This is a genomic window from Pseudomonas sp. C9D1 (assembly GCF_056491235.1).
Window position 1 is genome coordinate 1,744,087 of sequence record NZ_JBSZIE010000002.1, and the last position, 15,000, is coordinate 1,759,086.

The 15,000-nt window shown below is 64.3% G+C and carries 15 protein-coding genes; 3 read left to right on the plus strand and 12 right to left on the minus strand.

What is annotated here, in order from left to right; all coding sequences use genetic code 11:
• Positions 1–72: 72 nt before the first annotated feature.
• A complete protein-coding gene (locus ACXI0U_RS16165; protein WP_479550569.1) occupies positions 73–1,779 on the minus strand; it encodes a diguanylate cyclase in 1,707 nt (568 codons plus the stop codon).
• Positions 1,780–1,953: 174 nt separating this feature from the next.
• Here ACXI0U_RS16165 and ACXI0U_RS16170 point away from each other — a divergent pair, with 174 nt between their 5' ends.
• From ACXI0U_RS16170 to cmoB, 3 genes are all read left to right on the plus strand, one after another.
• Positions 1,954–2,595, plus strand: coding sequence for a lysoplasmalogenase (locus ACXI0U_RS16170; protein ID WP_479550570.1), 642 nt, complete (start codon positions 1,954–1,956; stop codon positions 2,593–2,595).
• Positions 2,596–2,679: 84 nt separating this feature from the next.
• Positions 2,680–3,423: a carboxy-S-adenosyl-L-methionine synthase CmoA gene (gene cmoA, locus ACXI0U_RS16175; protein WP_265169460.1), complete on the plus strand. Its 744-nt coding sequence runs from the start codon at positions 2,680–2,682 to the stop codon at positions 3,421–3,423.
• Positions 3,420–4,388, plus strand: a complete 969-nt coding sequence (gene cmoB / locus ACXI0U_RS16180; protein ID WP_479550571.1) for a tRNA 5-methoxyuridine(34)/uridine 5-oxyacetic acid(34) synthase CmoB — start codon at positions 3,420–3,422, stop codon at positions 4,386–4,388. The genes cmoA and cmoB overlap by 4 nt, the downstream gene beginning before the upstream one ends.
• Before the next feature lie 311 nt (positions 4,389–4,699).
• Here cmoB and pdxJ read toward each other — a convergent pair whose 3' ends face one another.
• From pdxJ to rpoE, 11 genes are all read right to left on the minus strand, one after another.
• Complete coding sequence (gene pdxJ, locus ACXI0U_RS16185; RefSeq protein WP_374981808.1) at positions 4,700–5,449, minus strand: pyridoxine 5'-phosphate synthase; 750 nt, start codon at positions 5,447–5,449, stop codon at positions 4,700–4,702.
• Positions 5,442–6,140, minus strand: a complete 699-nt coding sequence (gene recO, locus ACXI0U_RS16190; protein ID WP_271658652.1) for a DNA repair protein RecO — start codon at positions 6,138–6,140, stop codon at positions 5,442–5,444. Before recO ends, pdxJ begins: the two co-directional genes overlap by 8 nt.
• Before the next feature lie 3 nt (positions 6,141–6,143).
• Positions 6,144–7,046, minus strand: coding sequence for a GTPase Era (gene era, locus ACXI0U_RS16195; RefSeq protein WP_021221235.1), 903 nt, complete (start codon positions 7,044–7,046; stop codon positions 6,144–6,146).
• Complete coding sequence (gene rnc / locus ACXI0U_RS16200; protein ID WP_031288390.1) at positions 7,039–7,728, minus strand: ribonuclease III; 690 nt, start codon at positions 7,726–7,728, stop codon at positions 7,039–7,041. Before rnc ends, era begins: the two co-directional genes overlap by 8 nt.
• Positions 7,725–8,102 (minus strand): DUF4845 domain-containing protein, encoded by a 378-nt coding sequence (locus tag ACXI0U_RS16205; RefSeq protein ID WP_431482477.1) that lies wholly within the window; start codon positions 8,100–8,102, stop codon positions 7,725–7,727. Before ACXI0U_RS16205 ends, rnc begins: the two co-directional genes overlap by 4 nt.
• Positions 8,103–8,212: 110 nt before the next feature.
• A complete protein-coding gene (gene lepB, locus ACXI0U_RS16210; RefSeq protein ID WP_021221238.1) occupies positions 8,213–9,067 on the minus strand; it encodes a signal peptidase I in 855 nt (284 codons plus the stop codon).
• Between the two features lie 5 nt (positions 9,068–9,072).
• Entirely contained in the window at positions 9,073–10,872 is a 1,800-nt protein-coding gene (gene lepA, locus ACXI0U_RS16215) for a translation elongation factor 4 (RefSeq protein ID WP_021221239.1), read from the minus strand.
• 150 nt (positions 10,873–11,022) lie between these two features.
• Complete coding sequence (locus tag ACXI0U_RS16220) at positions 11,023–12,450, minus strand: DegQ family serine endoprotease (RefSeq protein ID WP_316925906.1); 1,428 nt, start codon at positions 12,448–12,450, stop codon at positions 11,023–11,025.
• Positions 12,451–12,662: 212 nt separating this feature from the next.
• Positions 12,663–13,625 carry a MucB/RseB C-terminal domain-containing protein gene (locus ACXI0U_RS16225; RefSeq protein ID WP_431482478.1) on the minus strand — a complete coding sequence of 321 codons (963 nt, stop codon included), beginning with the start codon at positions 13,623–13,625 and terminating at the stop codon, positions 12,663–12,665.
• A gap of 8 nt (positions 13,626–13,633) precedes the next feature.
• Positions 13,634–14,224 (minus strand): sigma-E factor negative regulatory protein, encoded by a 591-nt coding sequence (locus tag ACXI0U_RS16230; protein WP_021221242.1) that lies wholly within the window; start codon positions 14,222–14,224, stop codon positions 13,634–13,636.
• 31 nt (positions 14,225–14,255) lie between these two features.
• Positions 14,256–14,837 carry an RNA polymerase sigma factor RpoE/AlgU gene (gene rpoE / locus ACXI0U_RS16235; protein WP_021221243.1) on the minus strand — a complete coding sequence of 194 codons (582 nt, stop codon included), beginning with the start codon at positions 14,835–14,837 and terminating at the stop codon, positions 14,256–14,258.
• Between the last annotated feature and the right edge of the window lie 163 nt (positions 14,838–15,000).

The window sequence follows — 15,000 nt, forward strand, 5'->3', positions numbered from 1 at the left end:
GGGCCCTGCTGGCGAAACGTTTTACCTCCCTCATGAGGCCCATCGTTGGGCCTCGCTACGCTCGGCGCCAACCTACGGGGCCTGGGACTCGGCGGCGATGCTGTGCTGGCCGCGTATGCCCTGGTACAGGCACAGCTGGTTACGGCCGGCGCGCTTGGCCTGGTACAGCGCGCTGTCGGCGGCATGCAGCAACACATCGGCGCTCTCGCCATCGGCGGGGAAACAGGCCAGGCCCAGGGAGATGGCGATCGGGCCCAGGGGCTGGCCGCCGTAGCGGATCTGCAGCCGGGTGACCCCGAGGCGCAGGGCCTCGCAGCGCTCCATGGCATCCTCCAGGCTGATTTCCGGCATCACCAGGGCGAACTCTTCGCCCCCGTAGCGGCAGGCCAGGTCGCTGGAGCGCACATGCCGCTTCATTTCCAGGGCCAGGTGACGCAGCACCAGGTCCCCCGCCTCGTGGCCGAAGGTGTCGTTGAAGCGCTTGAAGTGGTCCACATCCAGCAGCACGACGATCACCGGTGACTGCTTGCGGCTGGCGCGCAGCAGTTCGCGGCGCAGGGTTTCGTCGAGGAAGCGGCGGTTGTGCAGGCCGGTCAGGGCGTCCACCACCGATTGCTGGCGCAGGCTCTCGCGCAGGCTGAGGTTGGCCACCCCCAGGGATACCTGCTCGGCGAAGGCTTCCGCCAACTCCAGGTCGGCACTGCCGCCGCACAGGGTCATCACCCCCAGCGGCTCCCCTTGGGCCATGAGCGGCACGCAAAGCGTGCCATTGGCTGCCAACGGGCTTTCGTGCAGGTGCGGGCAGACCAGGTCCTTGTTCACGTCCAGCACCAGGTGGCTCTGGCCACGGCGGATCGCCCAGCAGTCGTCGGGCTCGAACAACTCGACGCTGCCCACCTGCCAGCCACCCCAGTGCCCGGCCTCCTCGAGCACGTCCCGCGAGGGGTGATAGAGAGAGAGGCAGCCATCGCTCTGGGGGAACAACTGGGCAGCGAAGCGGGTGATGATGCCGAAGCACTCGTCGAACTCGTTCACCGAGTGCAGGGCACCCGCCATACGGCTCAACAATGATATCTGGTGGTTGCGCAGTTCCACGCGCTGCATGCCCAGGCTCAGTTGCTCGCTGAGCAGGTCCTGGGCGAGACGGGCTTCGCGGCCCGCGCGCAGCATGCGGAAGGTGAAGTGGAAGAGCAGCGCGATCACCAGCAGGTCCAGCAGGGTGACCAGCCCCAGCATCGCCATCCCGACCCAGCCGCGCCACTCGATCTCCTGCTTGGCCAGCAGCACGCGCTGCTCGACCACGCCCTGCATCTCGCCGAGGTGCAGGCGGATGGCGTCCATGAGTTGCTTGCCCTTGCCGGTGCTGACCAGGTCGCCGGCGGCGGCCAGACCTTCGCTGCGGCGCAGCTCGATGACCCGGCCAAAGAAGGCGCGCTGCTCGGCGAGCAGCCCGACCAGCCGTTGCAGGTCATCGAACAGCTCATCGTTCGCCAGCGTCACCTTGAAACGCGCCATGTCCTTGTCGACATCGCCGTAGCCCTGGTAGAGCGGGGTCAGGTAGTCGTCGCGGCCGGTCAAGGCGAATCCTCGCTGGCCGGTTTCGCCATCCTTGAGGGAGGATAGGAGGTCGCTCAGCTCGCGCCCGGTGTGCTCGTGCAGCTCCAGCTGACGCTCGGCGTTGCCGACCCAGCGGGTGGTGGCCAGGGGCAGCACGATATTGAGTACCAGCATGCCGATCGCCAGCAGGAATCCGGCCTGCAGACGAGTCGCCGTCTTCATCACATCGTTGTCCTCGTGGCGGGGTGCGTTTTCAGTCTAGCGGCGCAATCGGCGACTGCACCTGGCGTTTTGCGCCTGGAGCCCGATCGCGACGATGCGCAGAGTAGCCCAGGGCCGGGAGGCCCGCTGGCAGGCCGCCGCGCGGCCCGGATGGACAACGATGGAGAACCTTGCATGCAGTGGCTGTTGATCGGGCTGATCGGTGCTGTCGCCTACCTGTACGGCGACGCCGCCGACCTGGATACGCTGTGTTTCTGGACCAAGCCGGTGCCCATCCTCGCCCTGCTCGCCTGGTTGCTGCAAAGCGCCCCGCCCGGCCCCTATCGACGCTGGGTGGCGCTGGGGCTGCTGCTTTGCCTGGCCGGCGATGTGCTGCTGCAATGGTCGCCGGACTTCTTCGTCTTCGGCCTGGGCGCCTTCCTCCTCGGCCACCTGGCCTATATCGGCGCCTACCTGGCGGATACCCGGCGTCTGGCGCCCCTGGCTCTGCTGGCGGCGGCCCTCTTCGGCACCGGCATGTTCGCGGTGCTGGCCAGCGGCGGCCTCGGTGGCCTGCTGGTGCCGGTGGCGCTCTATGCGCTGACCATCAGCACCATGCTCTGGCGCGCCCTCGCCCGCCTCGGTGCAAGCGAACCGGGCCGGCGCTCGGTGCAGGTCGCGGCCGCCGGTGCGCTGTGCTTCGTGGTGTCCGACAGCCTGCTGGGAGTCAACCGCTTCGTCGCGCCCTTCGAGATGGCAGGGTTGGCCATCATGCTCACCTACTGGCTTGGGCAGCTGGGCATAGTCGCCTCGGCGGTGCTGCACGAGCAACGCTGATTTTCGACCGATCGGCACGCCGGGATTCTGGCCGGGCGCGGTCTTGGCTAGAATGCCGGCCTTTCCAACAGCTGGTACCGGCCCGTGAAGCACAACCCCGACCGCATCTATGCCACGCCCCAGGCTCAAGTCTCCGACTTCGCGTTCAACGAGGACGTGGTCAAGGTGTTCCCGGACATGATCAAGCGCTCGGTGCCGGGCTACCCGACCATCGTCGAGAACATCGGCGTACTGGCCGCCCGCTTCGCCCAGCCCAATACCCGCCTGTATGACCTGGGAGCCTCCCTCGGCGCGGTGACCCAGGCCCTGCGCCGCCATGTGCGCACCGATGGCTGCCGGGTGCTGGCTGTGGATAACTCCGCCGCGATGGTAGAACGCTGCCGCGAGTACCTGCACGCCCAGGATTCCATGTACCAGGAACTGCTGCCGGTGGAGGTGCTGGAGGCGGATATCCTCGCCCTGGAATTCCAGCCGACCTCGCTGGTGGCGATGAACTTCACCCTGCAGTTCGTCGCCCGCGAGGAACGCCAGCCCCTGCTGGCGCGCATCCATCAGGCGTTGCTGCCGGGTGGTGCATTGATTCTTTCGGAGAAGCTGCGCTTCACCGATGCCGCGGAGCATGAGCTGCTCACCGACCTGCACATCGACTTCAAGCGCGCCAACGGCTACAGCGAACTGGAGATTGCCCAGAAACGCAGCGCCCTGGAAAACGTGATGCGCCCCGACAGCCTGGAGGAACACCGCGAGCGCCTGCTGGCGGCCGGCTTCTCCCGCGTGGTGCCCTGGTTCCAGTGCCTCAACTTCGCCTCGCTGATCGCCCTGCCATGATCCGTACCCTCGATCTCGACGCCCTGCAGCAAACGCTCATGGGCACCCCGCTGCAGGATTGGGCCGCCGACCTGCCCGGCCAACTCGACGCCAAGCTGGCCATCGGTCACGGCGACCTTCAGCGCTGGGGCGCGGCGGTGGACGCCCTGCCGCCGATCACGCCAACCCGCGTGGAACTGGCACAACGCTTCGCCCTCGACGGCGATTGCGATGAAGCCACCCGCACTGCGCTCAAGGATGCGCTGATGGGGCTGATCCCCTGGCGCAAGGGGCCCTTCGAGCTGTTCGGCGTGCATGTCGACACCGAGTGGCGCTCCGATTGGAAATGGTCCCGGGTCTCGCCGCACCTCGACCTGCGCGGCAAGCGCGTGCTGGATGTCGGCTGCGGCAACGGCTACTACCAGTGGCGCATGCTCGGCGCCGGTGCCGACAGCGTGGTGGGCATCGACCCGAACTGGCTGTTCTTCTGCCAGTTCCTGGCCATGAAGCGCTACCTGCCGGACCTCCCCGCCTGGCACCTGCCCCTGGCCCTGGAAGAGCTGCCGGCGAAGCTGGAAGGCTTCGACACGGTGTTCTCCATGGGCGTGCTCTACCACCGCCGTTCGCCCATCGACCACCTGTTCGACCTCAAGGACTGCCTCCTGCGCGGCGGTGAGCTGGTGCTGGAAACCCTGGTAGTGGAAGGCGACGCCCAGCAGGTGCTGGTGCCCGAAGACCGCTACGCGCAGATGCGCAACGTGTGGTTCCTGCCGTCGGTGCCAGCGCTGGAACTGTGGCTGCGCCGCGCCGGTTTCGTCGACGTGCGCTGTGTGGACGTCAGCGTCACCAGCATCGAGGAACAGCGCAGTACCGAGTGGATGCGCTACCAGTCCCTGCCCGAATTCCTCGACCCGGCCGACCACAGCCGCACCATCGAAGGCCTCCCCGCTCCGGCTCGAGCGGTGATGGTGGCGCGCAAGCCTTAAAGCAGCTGGAAGCTGGAAGCTGGAAGCTGGAAGCTGGAAGCTGGAAGCTGGAAGCTGGAAGCTGGAAGCTGGAAGCTGGAAGCTGGAAGCTGGAAGCTGGAAGCTGGAAGCTGGAAGCTGGAAGCTGGAAGAGCCTGGGGATCGGCGGGAGCTGTCAACCCCAGGCTTATCTGTTCGCTTAGCCCGAGCGTAGGGTGGACCACGCTTCACCGGTCCACCATTCGGAGTCATGTAGAACCCGTGGGTTTCGCTCCGCTCGCGGACGCCTGCCCCACCCCAAACACAAAACTTCAAGCTTCAAGCTTCAAGCTTCAAACTCGTGACGCTTGCGCCCCCTGGATCAACTGTTTCATCTCGATCACCGCCTGCTTGAAACCAACAAACAGCGCATGGGCCACCAGGGCGTGACCGATATTCAGCTCATTGATGCCGGGGATGGCGGCTACCGGTTCGACGTTGTGGTAGTGCAGGCCGTGGCCGGCGTTGACCACCAGGCCGAGCTTGAGGCCCAGGGCGACGCCTTCGCGGATGCGCTGCAGTTCGCGGGCAGCTTCTTCCGGGGTGTGGGCGTCGGCGTAGCGGCCGGTGTGCAGTTCGATGGCGGGGGCGCCGACGCGGTGGGAGGCTTCGATCTGCGCCGGGTCGGCATCGATGAACAGGGAGACTTCGCTGCCCAGGCGCGCCAGGCGCTCGACCGCGGCCTTGATGCGGGCTTCCTGGCCGGCGACGTCGAGGCCGCCTTCGGTGGTCAGTTCCTGGCGGGTTTCCGGTACCAGGCAGACGTGTTCGGGGCGGATCTCCTCGGCGAAGGCGAGCATCTCCTCGGTGACGCCCATCTCGAAGTTCATGCGCGTCTGCATGACCTCCTTGAGCACGCGCACGTCACGCTCCTGGATGTGCCGGCGGTCCTCGCGCAGGTGCACGGTGATGCCGTCGGCACCCGCCTCCTCCGCATCCAGCGCGGCCTTGACCGGGTCCGGGTAGCGGGTGCCACGGGCCTGGCGCAGGGTGGCGACGTGGTCGATGTTGACGCCGAGCAGAACACGATTGGCTTCAGTCACGGGAGGGTTCCTTGAGTGTCATGAAGAGTTCGCGGCTGGCCAGAGGCCTGCCGCCGAGATGGGGTGCCAGGGCCTGGCGCATCAGGCGCTTGGCCGCCGCGAGGGCACCGGGGGCGCTCCAGTCCGCCTCGGCCAAGGCCAGCAGTTCAACGCCCTGGAACAGGCCGGGCTGCAGTTGGCCAACGGGCTCCAGGCCGGCATCGGGCAACAGGCGGTAGATGCCGCTGGCGGCGATGGGCGTGCCGTGGAGGTCGATGTCCAGGGCAAAACCATAGCCCAGCTCGTCCAGCAGGCGCCATTCGAAAGCGCGCAGCAGCGGCTCCAGCGGACGGCCGCCGGCCAGGGCCTGGAGGGTGGCGGCGTAATGCTCGAACAGCGCGGGGTGCGGCGCTTCGGCCGGCAACAGGCGGATGGTCAGTTCATTGAGGTAGAGGCCGCTGAACAGCGCCTCACCGGTGAGGAAGTGGGGGATGCCGGCGCTTTCCAGGCGCCCCACGTTCTTCAGCTCACCACGGCCGCGGAATTCGGCCTCCAGCGGCACGAAGGGCCGGACCAAAGTACCGGCCTTGCCCCGCGCACCCCGCATGACGGCGCGAAGCCGCCCTTCCGGGGTGAGGAAATCCACCAGCGCGCTGCTTTCGCGGTAGGCCCTGCTGTGCAGTACGAAGGCCGGTTGCGCACTGGTCTGCATCGGTTACTGGTCGTTGTAGCCCAGGGAGCGCAGGGCGCGCTCGTCGTCGGACCAGCCCCCCTTCACCTTGACCCAGAGGTTGAGCATGACCTTGGAGTCGAACAGCACCTCCATGTCCTTGCGGGCTTCCTGGCCGATGCGCTTGATGCGCTCGCCACCGTCGCCAATGATGATTTTCTTCTGTCCGTCGCGCTCCACCAGGATCAGCGCGTGGATATGCAGAATGCGGCCTTCCTGCTTGAACTCCTCGATCTCGACGGTGATCTGGTAGGGAAGTTCAGCACCCAGCTGGCGCATGATTTTCTCGCGCACCAGCTCGGCGGCGAGGAAACGGCTGCTGCGGTCGGTGATCTGGTCTTCCGGGAAGAAGTGCTCGCCCTCGGGCAGGCGTTCGGCGACCAGGCGCTCCAAGGTGTCGAGGTTGTGCCCCTGCTGGGCGGAGATCGGCACCACTTCGGCCTTGGGCAGCTGCTCCTGGAGCCAAGCCAGGTGCGGCATCAGGTCGGCCTTGTCGTCCAGGCGGTCGGTCTTGTTGATGGCCAGGATCACCGGGCCCTGGACGTACTGGACGCGCTCGAGCACCAGTTGGTCCTCGTCGGTCCAGCGGTTGCGGTCGACCACGAAGATCACCACGTCGACATCCTTGAGGGCGGCCGAGGCGGTCTTGTTCATGTAGCGGTTGAGCGCTTTCTCGTTGTTCTTGTGCAGGCCGGGGGTGTCGACATAGACGGCCTGGACATCACCCTCGGTCTTGATGCCGAGCATGTTGTGGCGGGTGGTCTGCGGCTTGCGCGAGGTGATCGCCAGCTTCTGCCCGAGGATGTGGTTAAGCAGCGTCGACTTGCCCACGTTGGGGCGGCCGACGATGGCAACGTAGCCACAGCGCTGGGTATTGGTATCAGTCATGGCCGTTCTCCACGCCCAAGGCCACCAGTGCTGCTGCCGCCGCTACCTGTTCGGCAATGCGTCGGCTGGCACCCTGGCCACGGGTCTTGTCATTCAGCAGGGCGATCTCGCACTCGACGAAGAAGGTGCGGCAATGGGGTTCGCCCTGGATATCCACCACTTCATAGCGGGGCAGTTCGCAGGCCCGCGACTGGAGGAATTCCTGCAGGCGGGTTTTCGGGTCCTTGTTGGTGTCGACCAGGGTCAGGCCTTCCAGCTCGTTGTGCAGCCAGGCGAGGACGCGTTCACGGGCGCGCTCCATGCCGGCATCGAGATAGATGGCACCGATCAGCGCTTCCAGCGCATCGGCCAGGATCGACTCGCGACGGAAACCGCCGCTTTTCAGCTCGCCGGAGCCCAGGCGCAGGTACTCGCCCAGCTCGAAACCACGGGCCAGCAGGGCCAGGGTCTCACCCTTGACCAGGCGGGCACGCAGGCGTGACAGCTGACCTTCGCGAGCCTGGGGGAAACGCTCGTAAAGCGCCTCGCCGGCAACGAAGTTGAGAATGGCATCACCGAGGAACTCCAGGCGCTCGTTGTTGCGCCCGGCGAAACTGCGGTGGGTCAGGGCCAGGGTCATCAGACCCTGGTCCTGGAAGGTGTGGCCGAGCTGACGCTCGAGACGGCTAAGGGATACGCTCACGGGACCCGCACACGGAATTCTTTGTCGAAGTGCACCACCAGATCGAGGTTCTCGACCAGCGGCTCGCGTTTTTCGTACTTCAGCGTGGCATAGAAGTCGTTGTTCTCGACCTTCACCTGCAGGGCCTTCTCCAGGTCGATATCACGGATGCCGTTGACCATCATGCCCTTGCGTACGTAATCCTGGAAATCGCGCGGCGTGGAAATGGCCAGCCCCTTCTCGTTCTCGACAGACTTGATCAGCTTCTCGATCGCGTAGTAATCCATGTAGTGCGGAATGACCTTGAAGGCGGTGCTGGCCAGGAACGCAACGATGGCCAGGACAACCAGCCAGCCCAGTATCGACAAGCCCCTCTGCGAGTGCGCAAACGTCATGATGACCTCAATGTCAGTGGTGTTGTGTGGGCCGGATGGCCCCCTGCAAGACTATATATAGCGGGCGGCGCTGCATTGAACAGCGCCGCAAAAGCGAAAGTCGGGGGCCGTCAGTGAATGAGGCCCACGCGGGAGAAGTTCGGCAGGTTGTTCATCTTCGGATCCGGCCAGCTCATCCATACGGCGAACGCCTTGCCGACGATGTTGCGATCCGGAACCATGCCGAGCAGGTCCTTGGGAATGTTCGGGTCGTTCCAGTAGCGACTGTCGTTCGAGTTGTCGCGGTTGTCGCCCATCATGAAGTAGTGCCCTTGCGGCACCACCCACTCCTTGCCCGGCTCCATGCGGTAGCGCTTCATCTCCTTGCGGATGAGGTGCTCGGCGGCGCCCAGCTTCTCCTCGTACAGGCGGGAGCTGCCCAGGGTGCCCGGCTCGTCGCCGATCAGCTTCTCCGCTACCTGCTCGCCGTTGACGGTCAGGCGCTTGTCGCTGCTGTAGGCGATACGATCACCCGGCAGGCCGATCACGCGCTTGATGTAGTTGATGTTCGGGTCGCTGGGGTAGCGGAACACCATGACATCACCGCGCTGCGGGTCACCGACCTCGATCACCTTGCTGTCCACCACCGGCAGGCGAATGCCATAGGCGAACTTGTTGACCAGGATGAAATCACCCACTTCCAGGGTCGGTTTCATCGAGCCGGAGGGAATCTGGAAGGGCTCGACCAGGAACGACCGCAGCACCAGCACGATGGCCAGCACCGGGAAGAAGGACTTGCCGTATTCCACCAGCAAGGGTTCCTTGTCGAGCTTTTCCACCACCTCGGGGTCGGGCTCGCCGACTTGCCCCTCGTAGGCGGCAATCGCAGAGCGCCGGCGCGGAGCCAGCAGAACCAGATCGATGAGCGCGAGTACGCCGCAGACAGCCACGGCGATAACCAACAAGAGCGGGAAATTGATCGACATAGACCCTAGCTATCCACTTTGAGCACTGCGAGGAAGGCTTCCTGTGGAATTTCCACACTGCCGACCTGCTTCATCCTTTTCTTACCGGCCTTCTGCTTCTCCAGCAGCTTCTTCTTACGGCTGACGTCACCGCCGTAGCATTTGGCCAGAACGTTCTTCCTGAGCGCCTTTACGGTAGTGCGTGCAACGATCTGACCACCGATCGCCGCCTGGATCGCCACGTCGAACATCTGCCGTGGGATCAGTTCTTTCATTTTCTCGGTCAGCGCGCGGCCTTTGTAGTGGGCCTGGTCACGGTGAACGATCAGCGCCAGCGCGTCGACCTTCTCGCCGTTGATCAACACGTCCAGCTTGACCAGGTTGGCCGACTGGAAGCGGTCGAAGCTGTAGTCCAGCGACGCGTAGCCGCGGCTCACCGACTTCAGGCGGTCGAAGAAGTCGAGCACCACTTCGTTCATCGGCAGGTCGTAGCAAACCTGAACCTGGCTGCTGAGGAATTGCATGTCGCGCTGTACGCCACGTTTCTCGATGCACAGGGTGATGACGTTGCCCAGGTGCTCCTGGGGCACGAGGATATTGGCACGCACGATGGGTTCGCGCATTTCCTCGACGAGCGAGAGGTCGGGCAGCTTGGACGGGTTGTCGACGTAGATCGTCTCGCCGGTCTTCAGTACCACCTCGAAGATTACCGTCGGCGCGGTGGTGATCAGGTCCAGGTCGTATTCGCGCTCCAGGCGCTCCTGGATGATCTCCATGTGCAGCATGCCGAGGAAGCCGATGCGGAAGCCGAAGCCCAGGGCTTCGGAGCTTTCCGGCTCGTATTGCAGCGCGGCATCGTTCAGGGTCAGTTTCTGCAGCGCTTCGCGGAAGTCCTCGAAGTCGTCGGAACTGACCGGGAACAGGCCGGCGTAGACCTGCGGCTTGATGCGCTGGAAGCCCGGCAGCACGTCGACGTCCGGGGTGTTGGAGAGGGTCAGGGTGTCACCGACCGGGGCACCGAGGATGTCCTTGATGCCGGCGATGATGAAGCCCACTTCGCCGGCCTTGAGGTCGGCCATTTCGGTGTGCTTGGGGGTGAATACACCAACGCTGTCCACCTGGTGGAGCTTGCCGGTGGACTTGACCAGGATCTTGTCGCCCTTCTTCACCCGGCCGTGCTTGACCCGCACCAGCGAGACCACACCCAGGTAGTTGTCGAACCAGGAGTCGATGATCAGGGCCTGCAGCGGCGCCTCGATCTCGCCTTCGGGCGCGGGGATGACCTTGACCAGTTGCTCGAGCACGTCGATCACGCCCATGCCGCTCTTGGCGCTGCAGGGCACGGCGTCGGTGGCGTCGATGCCGATGATGTGCTCGATCTCTTCCTTGACCCGCTCCGGCTCGGCCTGGGGCAGGTCCATCTTGTTCAGCACGGGCATGACTTCCAGGCCCTGCTCGATGGCGGTGTAGCAGTTGGCGACCGATTGCGCCTCGACACCCTGGCCGGCATCCACCACCAGCAGCGCGCCTTCGCAGGCGGCCAGCGAGCGGCTGACTTCATAGGTGAAGTCGACGTGGCCGGGGGTATCGATGAAGTTCAGCTGGTAGGTCTTACCGTCCTGCGACTTGTAGTGCAGGGTGACGCTATGGGCCTTGATGGTGATGCCGCGTTCACGCTCCAAATCCATGGAGTCCAGGACCTGGGCCTCCATCTCGCGGTCGGACAGGCCGCCACACATCTGGATGAAGCGGTCGGCCAGAGTCGACTTGCCATGGTCGATGTGGGCGATGATCGAAAAATTGCGGATATGACTAAGGTCACTCACAGGGTCGACACTCGAAAAAAGCCGCAAGCCGGTTGCTTGCCGAAAAATAGCCGGGGAGTTTACCTGATAGGCGACTCAGGCGTCACGCCCGCATGGCGGAGCGCGGGCATGAAAAAGGGCGACCCTGGTCGCCCTTTTCAGTGCATCGGATTATTCCGAAAGCTTGAAGGTGATGAAGCTGGCGCGTCCCTGGCGCAGCACGCGCATGGACACGGAACGGTTCTTCGGCAGTTCCTTGGCCACCTTGGCGAAGGTCTGCACCGAGTCGATGGACTGGTTGTTCAGGTGGCTGATGACATCACCCGGGCGCAGGCCCATGAGGGCTGCCGGGCCATCCTGAACTTCCTTGATTACCACGCCGCCCTTGATGTCGAGGCTCTTCTTCTGCTCGTTGGACAGCTCGGCGACCAACACGCCCAGGCGATTGCTGCTGCGCTCGGCACCCTGCGGGGCACCGGTGGCGGTGACTTCCTCACCGTCTTCCGGCAGCGAGCCGATGGTCAGCGACAGGTTCTTGCGCGAGCCTTCGCGAACGACATCGAGGTCGATCTTGCTGCCGGGCTTGAGGGCCCCGACCAGATGCGGCAGGTCAGCGGACATGACGATCGGCTGGCCGTTCATGCTGAGGATCACGTCACCGACCTGCAGGCCACCCTTGGCAGCGGGACCATCGTCCAGCACCTGGGCCACGAGGGCGCCAGCCGGCTTGTCCAGACCGAAGGATTCGGCCAGGTCCTTGTTCACTTCCTGAATCACCACGCCGAGCCAGCCGCGGCTGACCTTGCCTTCGGCCTTGAGCTGGTCGGCCACACTCATGGCGACGTCGATCGGGATGGCGAAGGACAGGCCCATGAAGCCGCCGGAACGGGTGAAGATCTGCGAGTTGATGCCTACCACCTCGCCATCCAGGTTGAACAGCGGGCCACCGGAGTTGCCCGGGTTGATGGCCACGTCGGTCTGGATGAAGGGCACATAGTTCTCGTTCGGCAGGCTGCGCCCCTTGGCGCTGACGATGCCGGCGGTCACCGAATGGTCGAAGCCGAAGGGCGAGCCGATGGCCAGCACCCAACTGCCGACCTTCAGCGCATCGGACTTGCCGAGCTTGACGATGGGCAGGTCCTTGCCTTCGACCTTGAGCAGAGCCACGTCGGTGCGCGCATCGGCACCGATCAGCTTGGCTTCCAGCTCGCTGCGGTCGGACAGGCGCACGATGATTTCATCGGCATCCGCTACCACATGGTTGTTGGTCAGGACGTAGCCATCCTTGGAGATGATGAAGCCCGAACCCAGGGACTGCGCTTCGCGCTGGCGACCGCCCCCCGGACTGCGCGGAACCTGAGGCATGCTGCGCTCGAAGAACTCGCGAAGCATGGGCGGCAGGCCTTCCAGATCGGGCATCGCCTGGTTACCGGCGACCGCACGCGAGGGCAGCTTCTGCCGGGTACTGATGTTGACGACCGCCGGGGAGGCCTCCTCCACCAGCGGCGTGAAGTCGGGCAATTCGGCATGCGCGACAAAGGTTTGACCGAGCAGCAGCACCGCCGCGAACGCGGACAGGCAGGATTTCATGCTTAGCATCGACATACAGCTCCCGTCATGAAACGAGGAATGTGAACCCGACACGGGCCGACCGGCCTGGCGGGCAAACGCAATTCGGGCCGGAAGTCGCCCCCAGCCCGAGATAACACAATAGGAATTCTTTTGCAGGAACCGTCACCGCGGAACGATCAGTCCACGACGCCCAGCGGGTCGCCGTGGTCAAGGCCGCTCCGCCCACGGCATCGCTCAATTCACTGAGCTGCCTGGGGGGCTGCGGTTCCAGCCGTACGCATAGACAACGCGATACGCTCGGCAGTTCCCACGGGGATCTCACCGACTACCGTGACCATTACGTCACCGTCGCTGGTGCCGAGCCTGCGGGACACAGCCACTGTCGGACCGAGCTCGACGCGAACGTCCTCCACCGGCGCACCGTGCAGGGGCTCGAGGAAGACCGAGAAGCGCGCCAGGCCGTCTCCATAGAGCAGACAGGCCACCGGATCGGACGATACGGGACTCTGCCGCTGGATGGCACTGGTGAGGGTGAAGCCCTCGGGCAGCCAGTCGGAACGCCAGTTGTTGGCCAGGGTCTTCGGCGCCTCGGCGAAGCGCACAGGCTTGCAATCCTGCCCAGCCTGAAGCATGGCATCACCCGGAACCTGGGATGTATCGATCTGGGTGAACTGGAAGCGCTCCAGCAACATGCCCTTCTCATTGAGCAGCAGCGACTTGAGCGGCAGGCCGGTTTCCCGGTCCAGATGCAACTCGAAGCCGTAACGGTGCTGATCACGAGGATTGAGCGACAGGACGATTGCCTGTCGCCCCGCAACCCGCGATTCGCCCACCACGCTCATGTCATAGGACTTGGCGATCTGGGTCGCATCGAGGTCGCGGGCCGGCCAGACCTGGCCATCGCCCATCTGGTCGGAAAGCGCGCCACTCACGCATTCTGTGCGTCCATCCACGCGGAGGATTTCCTGGGCGGGGCCATCGAGCTGCTGCAGCCGTTCACGCACCTTGCCGGCTGCATCGACGCGATGCCAGACCTGATGGGTGGAAAAGCTGCCACTTCGCTCGTAGACGAAAGTGCCCTGGAAATTCTGCCGCTGTTCGGCATCAGCGAGTCGCTTCAGCCAATCCTGCGCATCGGCGGCGTGGGCGGCCTGAGCCAGCCATCCGCCACCGAGCAGTACGAAGAGTGGAAATGCGCGCATGTTTCTCCTTAGCGGCTTTCCAGACTGGCAGCACGTGCGTACGGCAGCGCACTGTCGGTCCCACTCATGGCAGCCTGCTGCGCATGCTGACGCAGGTACGCCGGCAGACGCTGGTCATGCCAGCCGGACGTCGCTTGCGCGGCACCGGACAGCGGCGGACGCACGCCTTGCGAATCGGTGCTGTAGCCGGCCAGGACGGTGCCCTGGCTCGCCTGCGGTGCACTGATCACCGGCTGCGATGCGCCTTGCTGAGCCAGTTGCTGGGTGCCCACCTCGTCCTGGTTGTACATGCGCACACCTGCCAGCACGGCCAGGGTCACCGAAGCGGCGACGGCCAGGCGGCCAAGGTTGCGCCAGGGACCGCGAACGGGCTGCGCGGGCAACGCTTCATCGGCCAACGCGGCGGAAACCGCAGCGGCGATGTCGAGGCGAGGCTCGATCAGTTCCTTGTGCATCACGGCACGGGCGATCTGGTAACGGGACCAGGTGGAACGCAACTCCTCATCGCCGCTGGAAGCGAGCACACGCCGCAACTCCAGTTCATCCGCTTCGTTATCCATCACCGCGGACAGCGATTCCTGCAGGGCTTCACGACTCATGGCGATTCCTCTCTTAGCTGTCGCCGCTGTCTCAGGATTCCTGCAACAAAGGTTGCAGGGCTTTATCGATAGCTTCTCGCGCCCTGAAAATACGCGAGCGAACCGTACCAACCGGACATTGCATGACGCTGGCGATGTCCTCGTAACTCAGACCATCGAATTCACGTAAAGTCAGTGCAGTACGCAAATCTTCCGGCAATTGCTGAATGGTCCGATGGACGGTGCCTTCGATCTCATCCCGCAGCAATGCTCGTTCCGGTGATTCGTTGTCCTTGAGGGCATGATCGCCGTCGTAGAACTCCGCATCCTCGGCACTTACATCGCTATCCGGTGGGCGCCGACCGCGCGCCACCAGATGGTTCTTCGCCGTGTTGATGGCGATGCGGTACAGCCATGTATAGAAAGCGCTGTCACCGCGAAAATTACCAAGTGCGCGATAGGCCTTGATGAAGGCCTCCTGAGCAACATCCTGAGCTTCCTGGGCGTCGTGGACGAATCGCACGATCAGCCCCAGTATCTTGTGCTGATACTTCAGCACCAGAAGATCGAAAGCTCGTTTGTCGCCTCGCTGCACCCGTTCGACCAGTTGCTGATCCTGTTCCTGGGTTAGCATGGACACTCCTCGTTGGAGCTCGAGGGGCGTTGCGCCAGCCAGTGGATCGGCTTGCCAAAATAGACTCGGGCGTTGCGCAAAAGTTCTCCCCTCCAAGCAAGCTTCCTACAAGACTGTTTCCGTCTTGCACGGAATCGCGCAGCAAGGCACTGGCCACTGCTGC

Bases quoted from the DNA above. Each gene is read 5' to 3' on its own strand.
- ACXI0U_RS16230 (WP_021221242.1), bottom strand. From the start codon at position 14,224: ATGAGTCGTGAAGCCCTGCAGGAATCGCTGTCCGCGGTGATGGATAAC.
- era (WP_021221235.1), bottom strand. From the start codon at position 7,046: ATGACTGATACCAATACCCAGCGCTGTGGCTACGTTGCCATCGTCGGC.
- rpoE (WP_021221243.1), bottom strand. From the start codon at position 14,837: ATGCTAACCCAGGAACAGGATCAGCAACTGGTCGAACGGGTGCAGCGA.
- ACXI0U_RS16165 (WP_479550569.1), bottom strand. From the start codon at position 1,779: ATGAAGACGGCGACTCGTCTGCAGGCCGGATTCCTGCTGGCGATCGGC.
- ACXI0U_RS16225 (WP_431482478.1), bottom strand. From the start codon at position 13,625: ATGCGCGCATTTCCACTCTTCGTACTGCTCGGTGGCGGATGGCTGGCT.
- lepB (WP_021221238.1), bottom strand. From the start codon at position 9,067: ATGTCGATCAATTTCCCGCTCTTGTTGGTTATCGCCGTGGCTGTCTGC.
- ACXI0U_RS16170 (WP_479550570.1), top strand. From the start codon at position 1,954: ATGCAGTGGCTGTTGATCGGGCTGATCGGTGCTGTCGCCTACCTGTAC.
- ACXI0U_RS16220 (WP_316925906.1), bottom strand. From the start codon at position 12,450: ATGCTAAGCATGAAATCCTGCCTGTCCGCGTTCGCGGCGGTGCTGCTG.
- cmoB (WP_479550571.1), top strand. From the start codon at position 3,420: ATGATCCGTACCCTCGATCTCGACGCCCTGCAGCAAACGCTCATGGGC.
- ACXI0U_RS16205 (WP_431482477.1), bottom strand. From the start codon at position 8,102: ATGACGTTTGCGCACTCGCAGAGGGGCTTGTCGATACTGGGCTGGCTG.
- recO (WP_271658652.1), bottom strand. From the start codon at position 6,140: ATGCAGACCAGTGCGCAACCGGCCTTCGTACTGCACAGCAGGGCCTAC.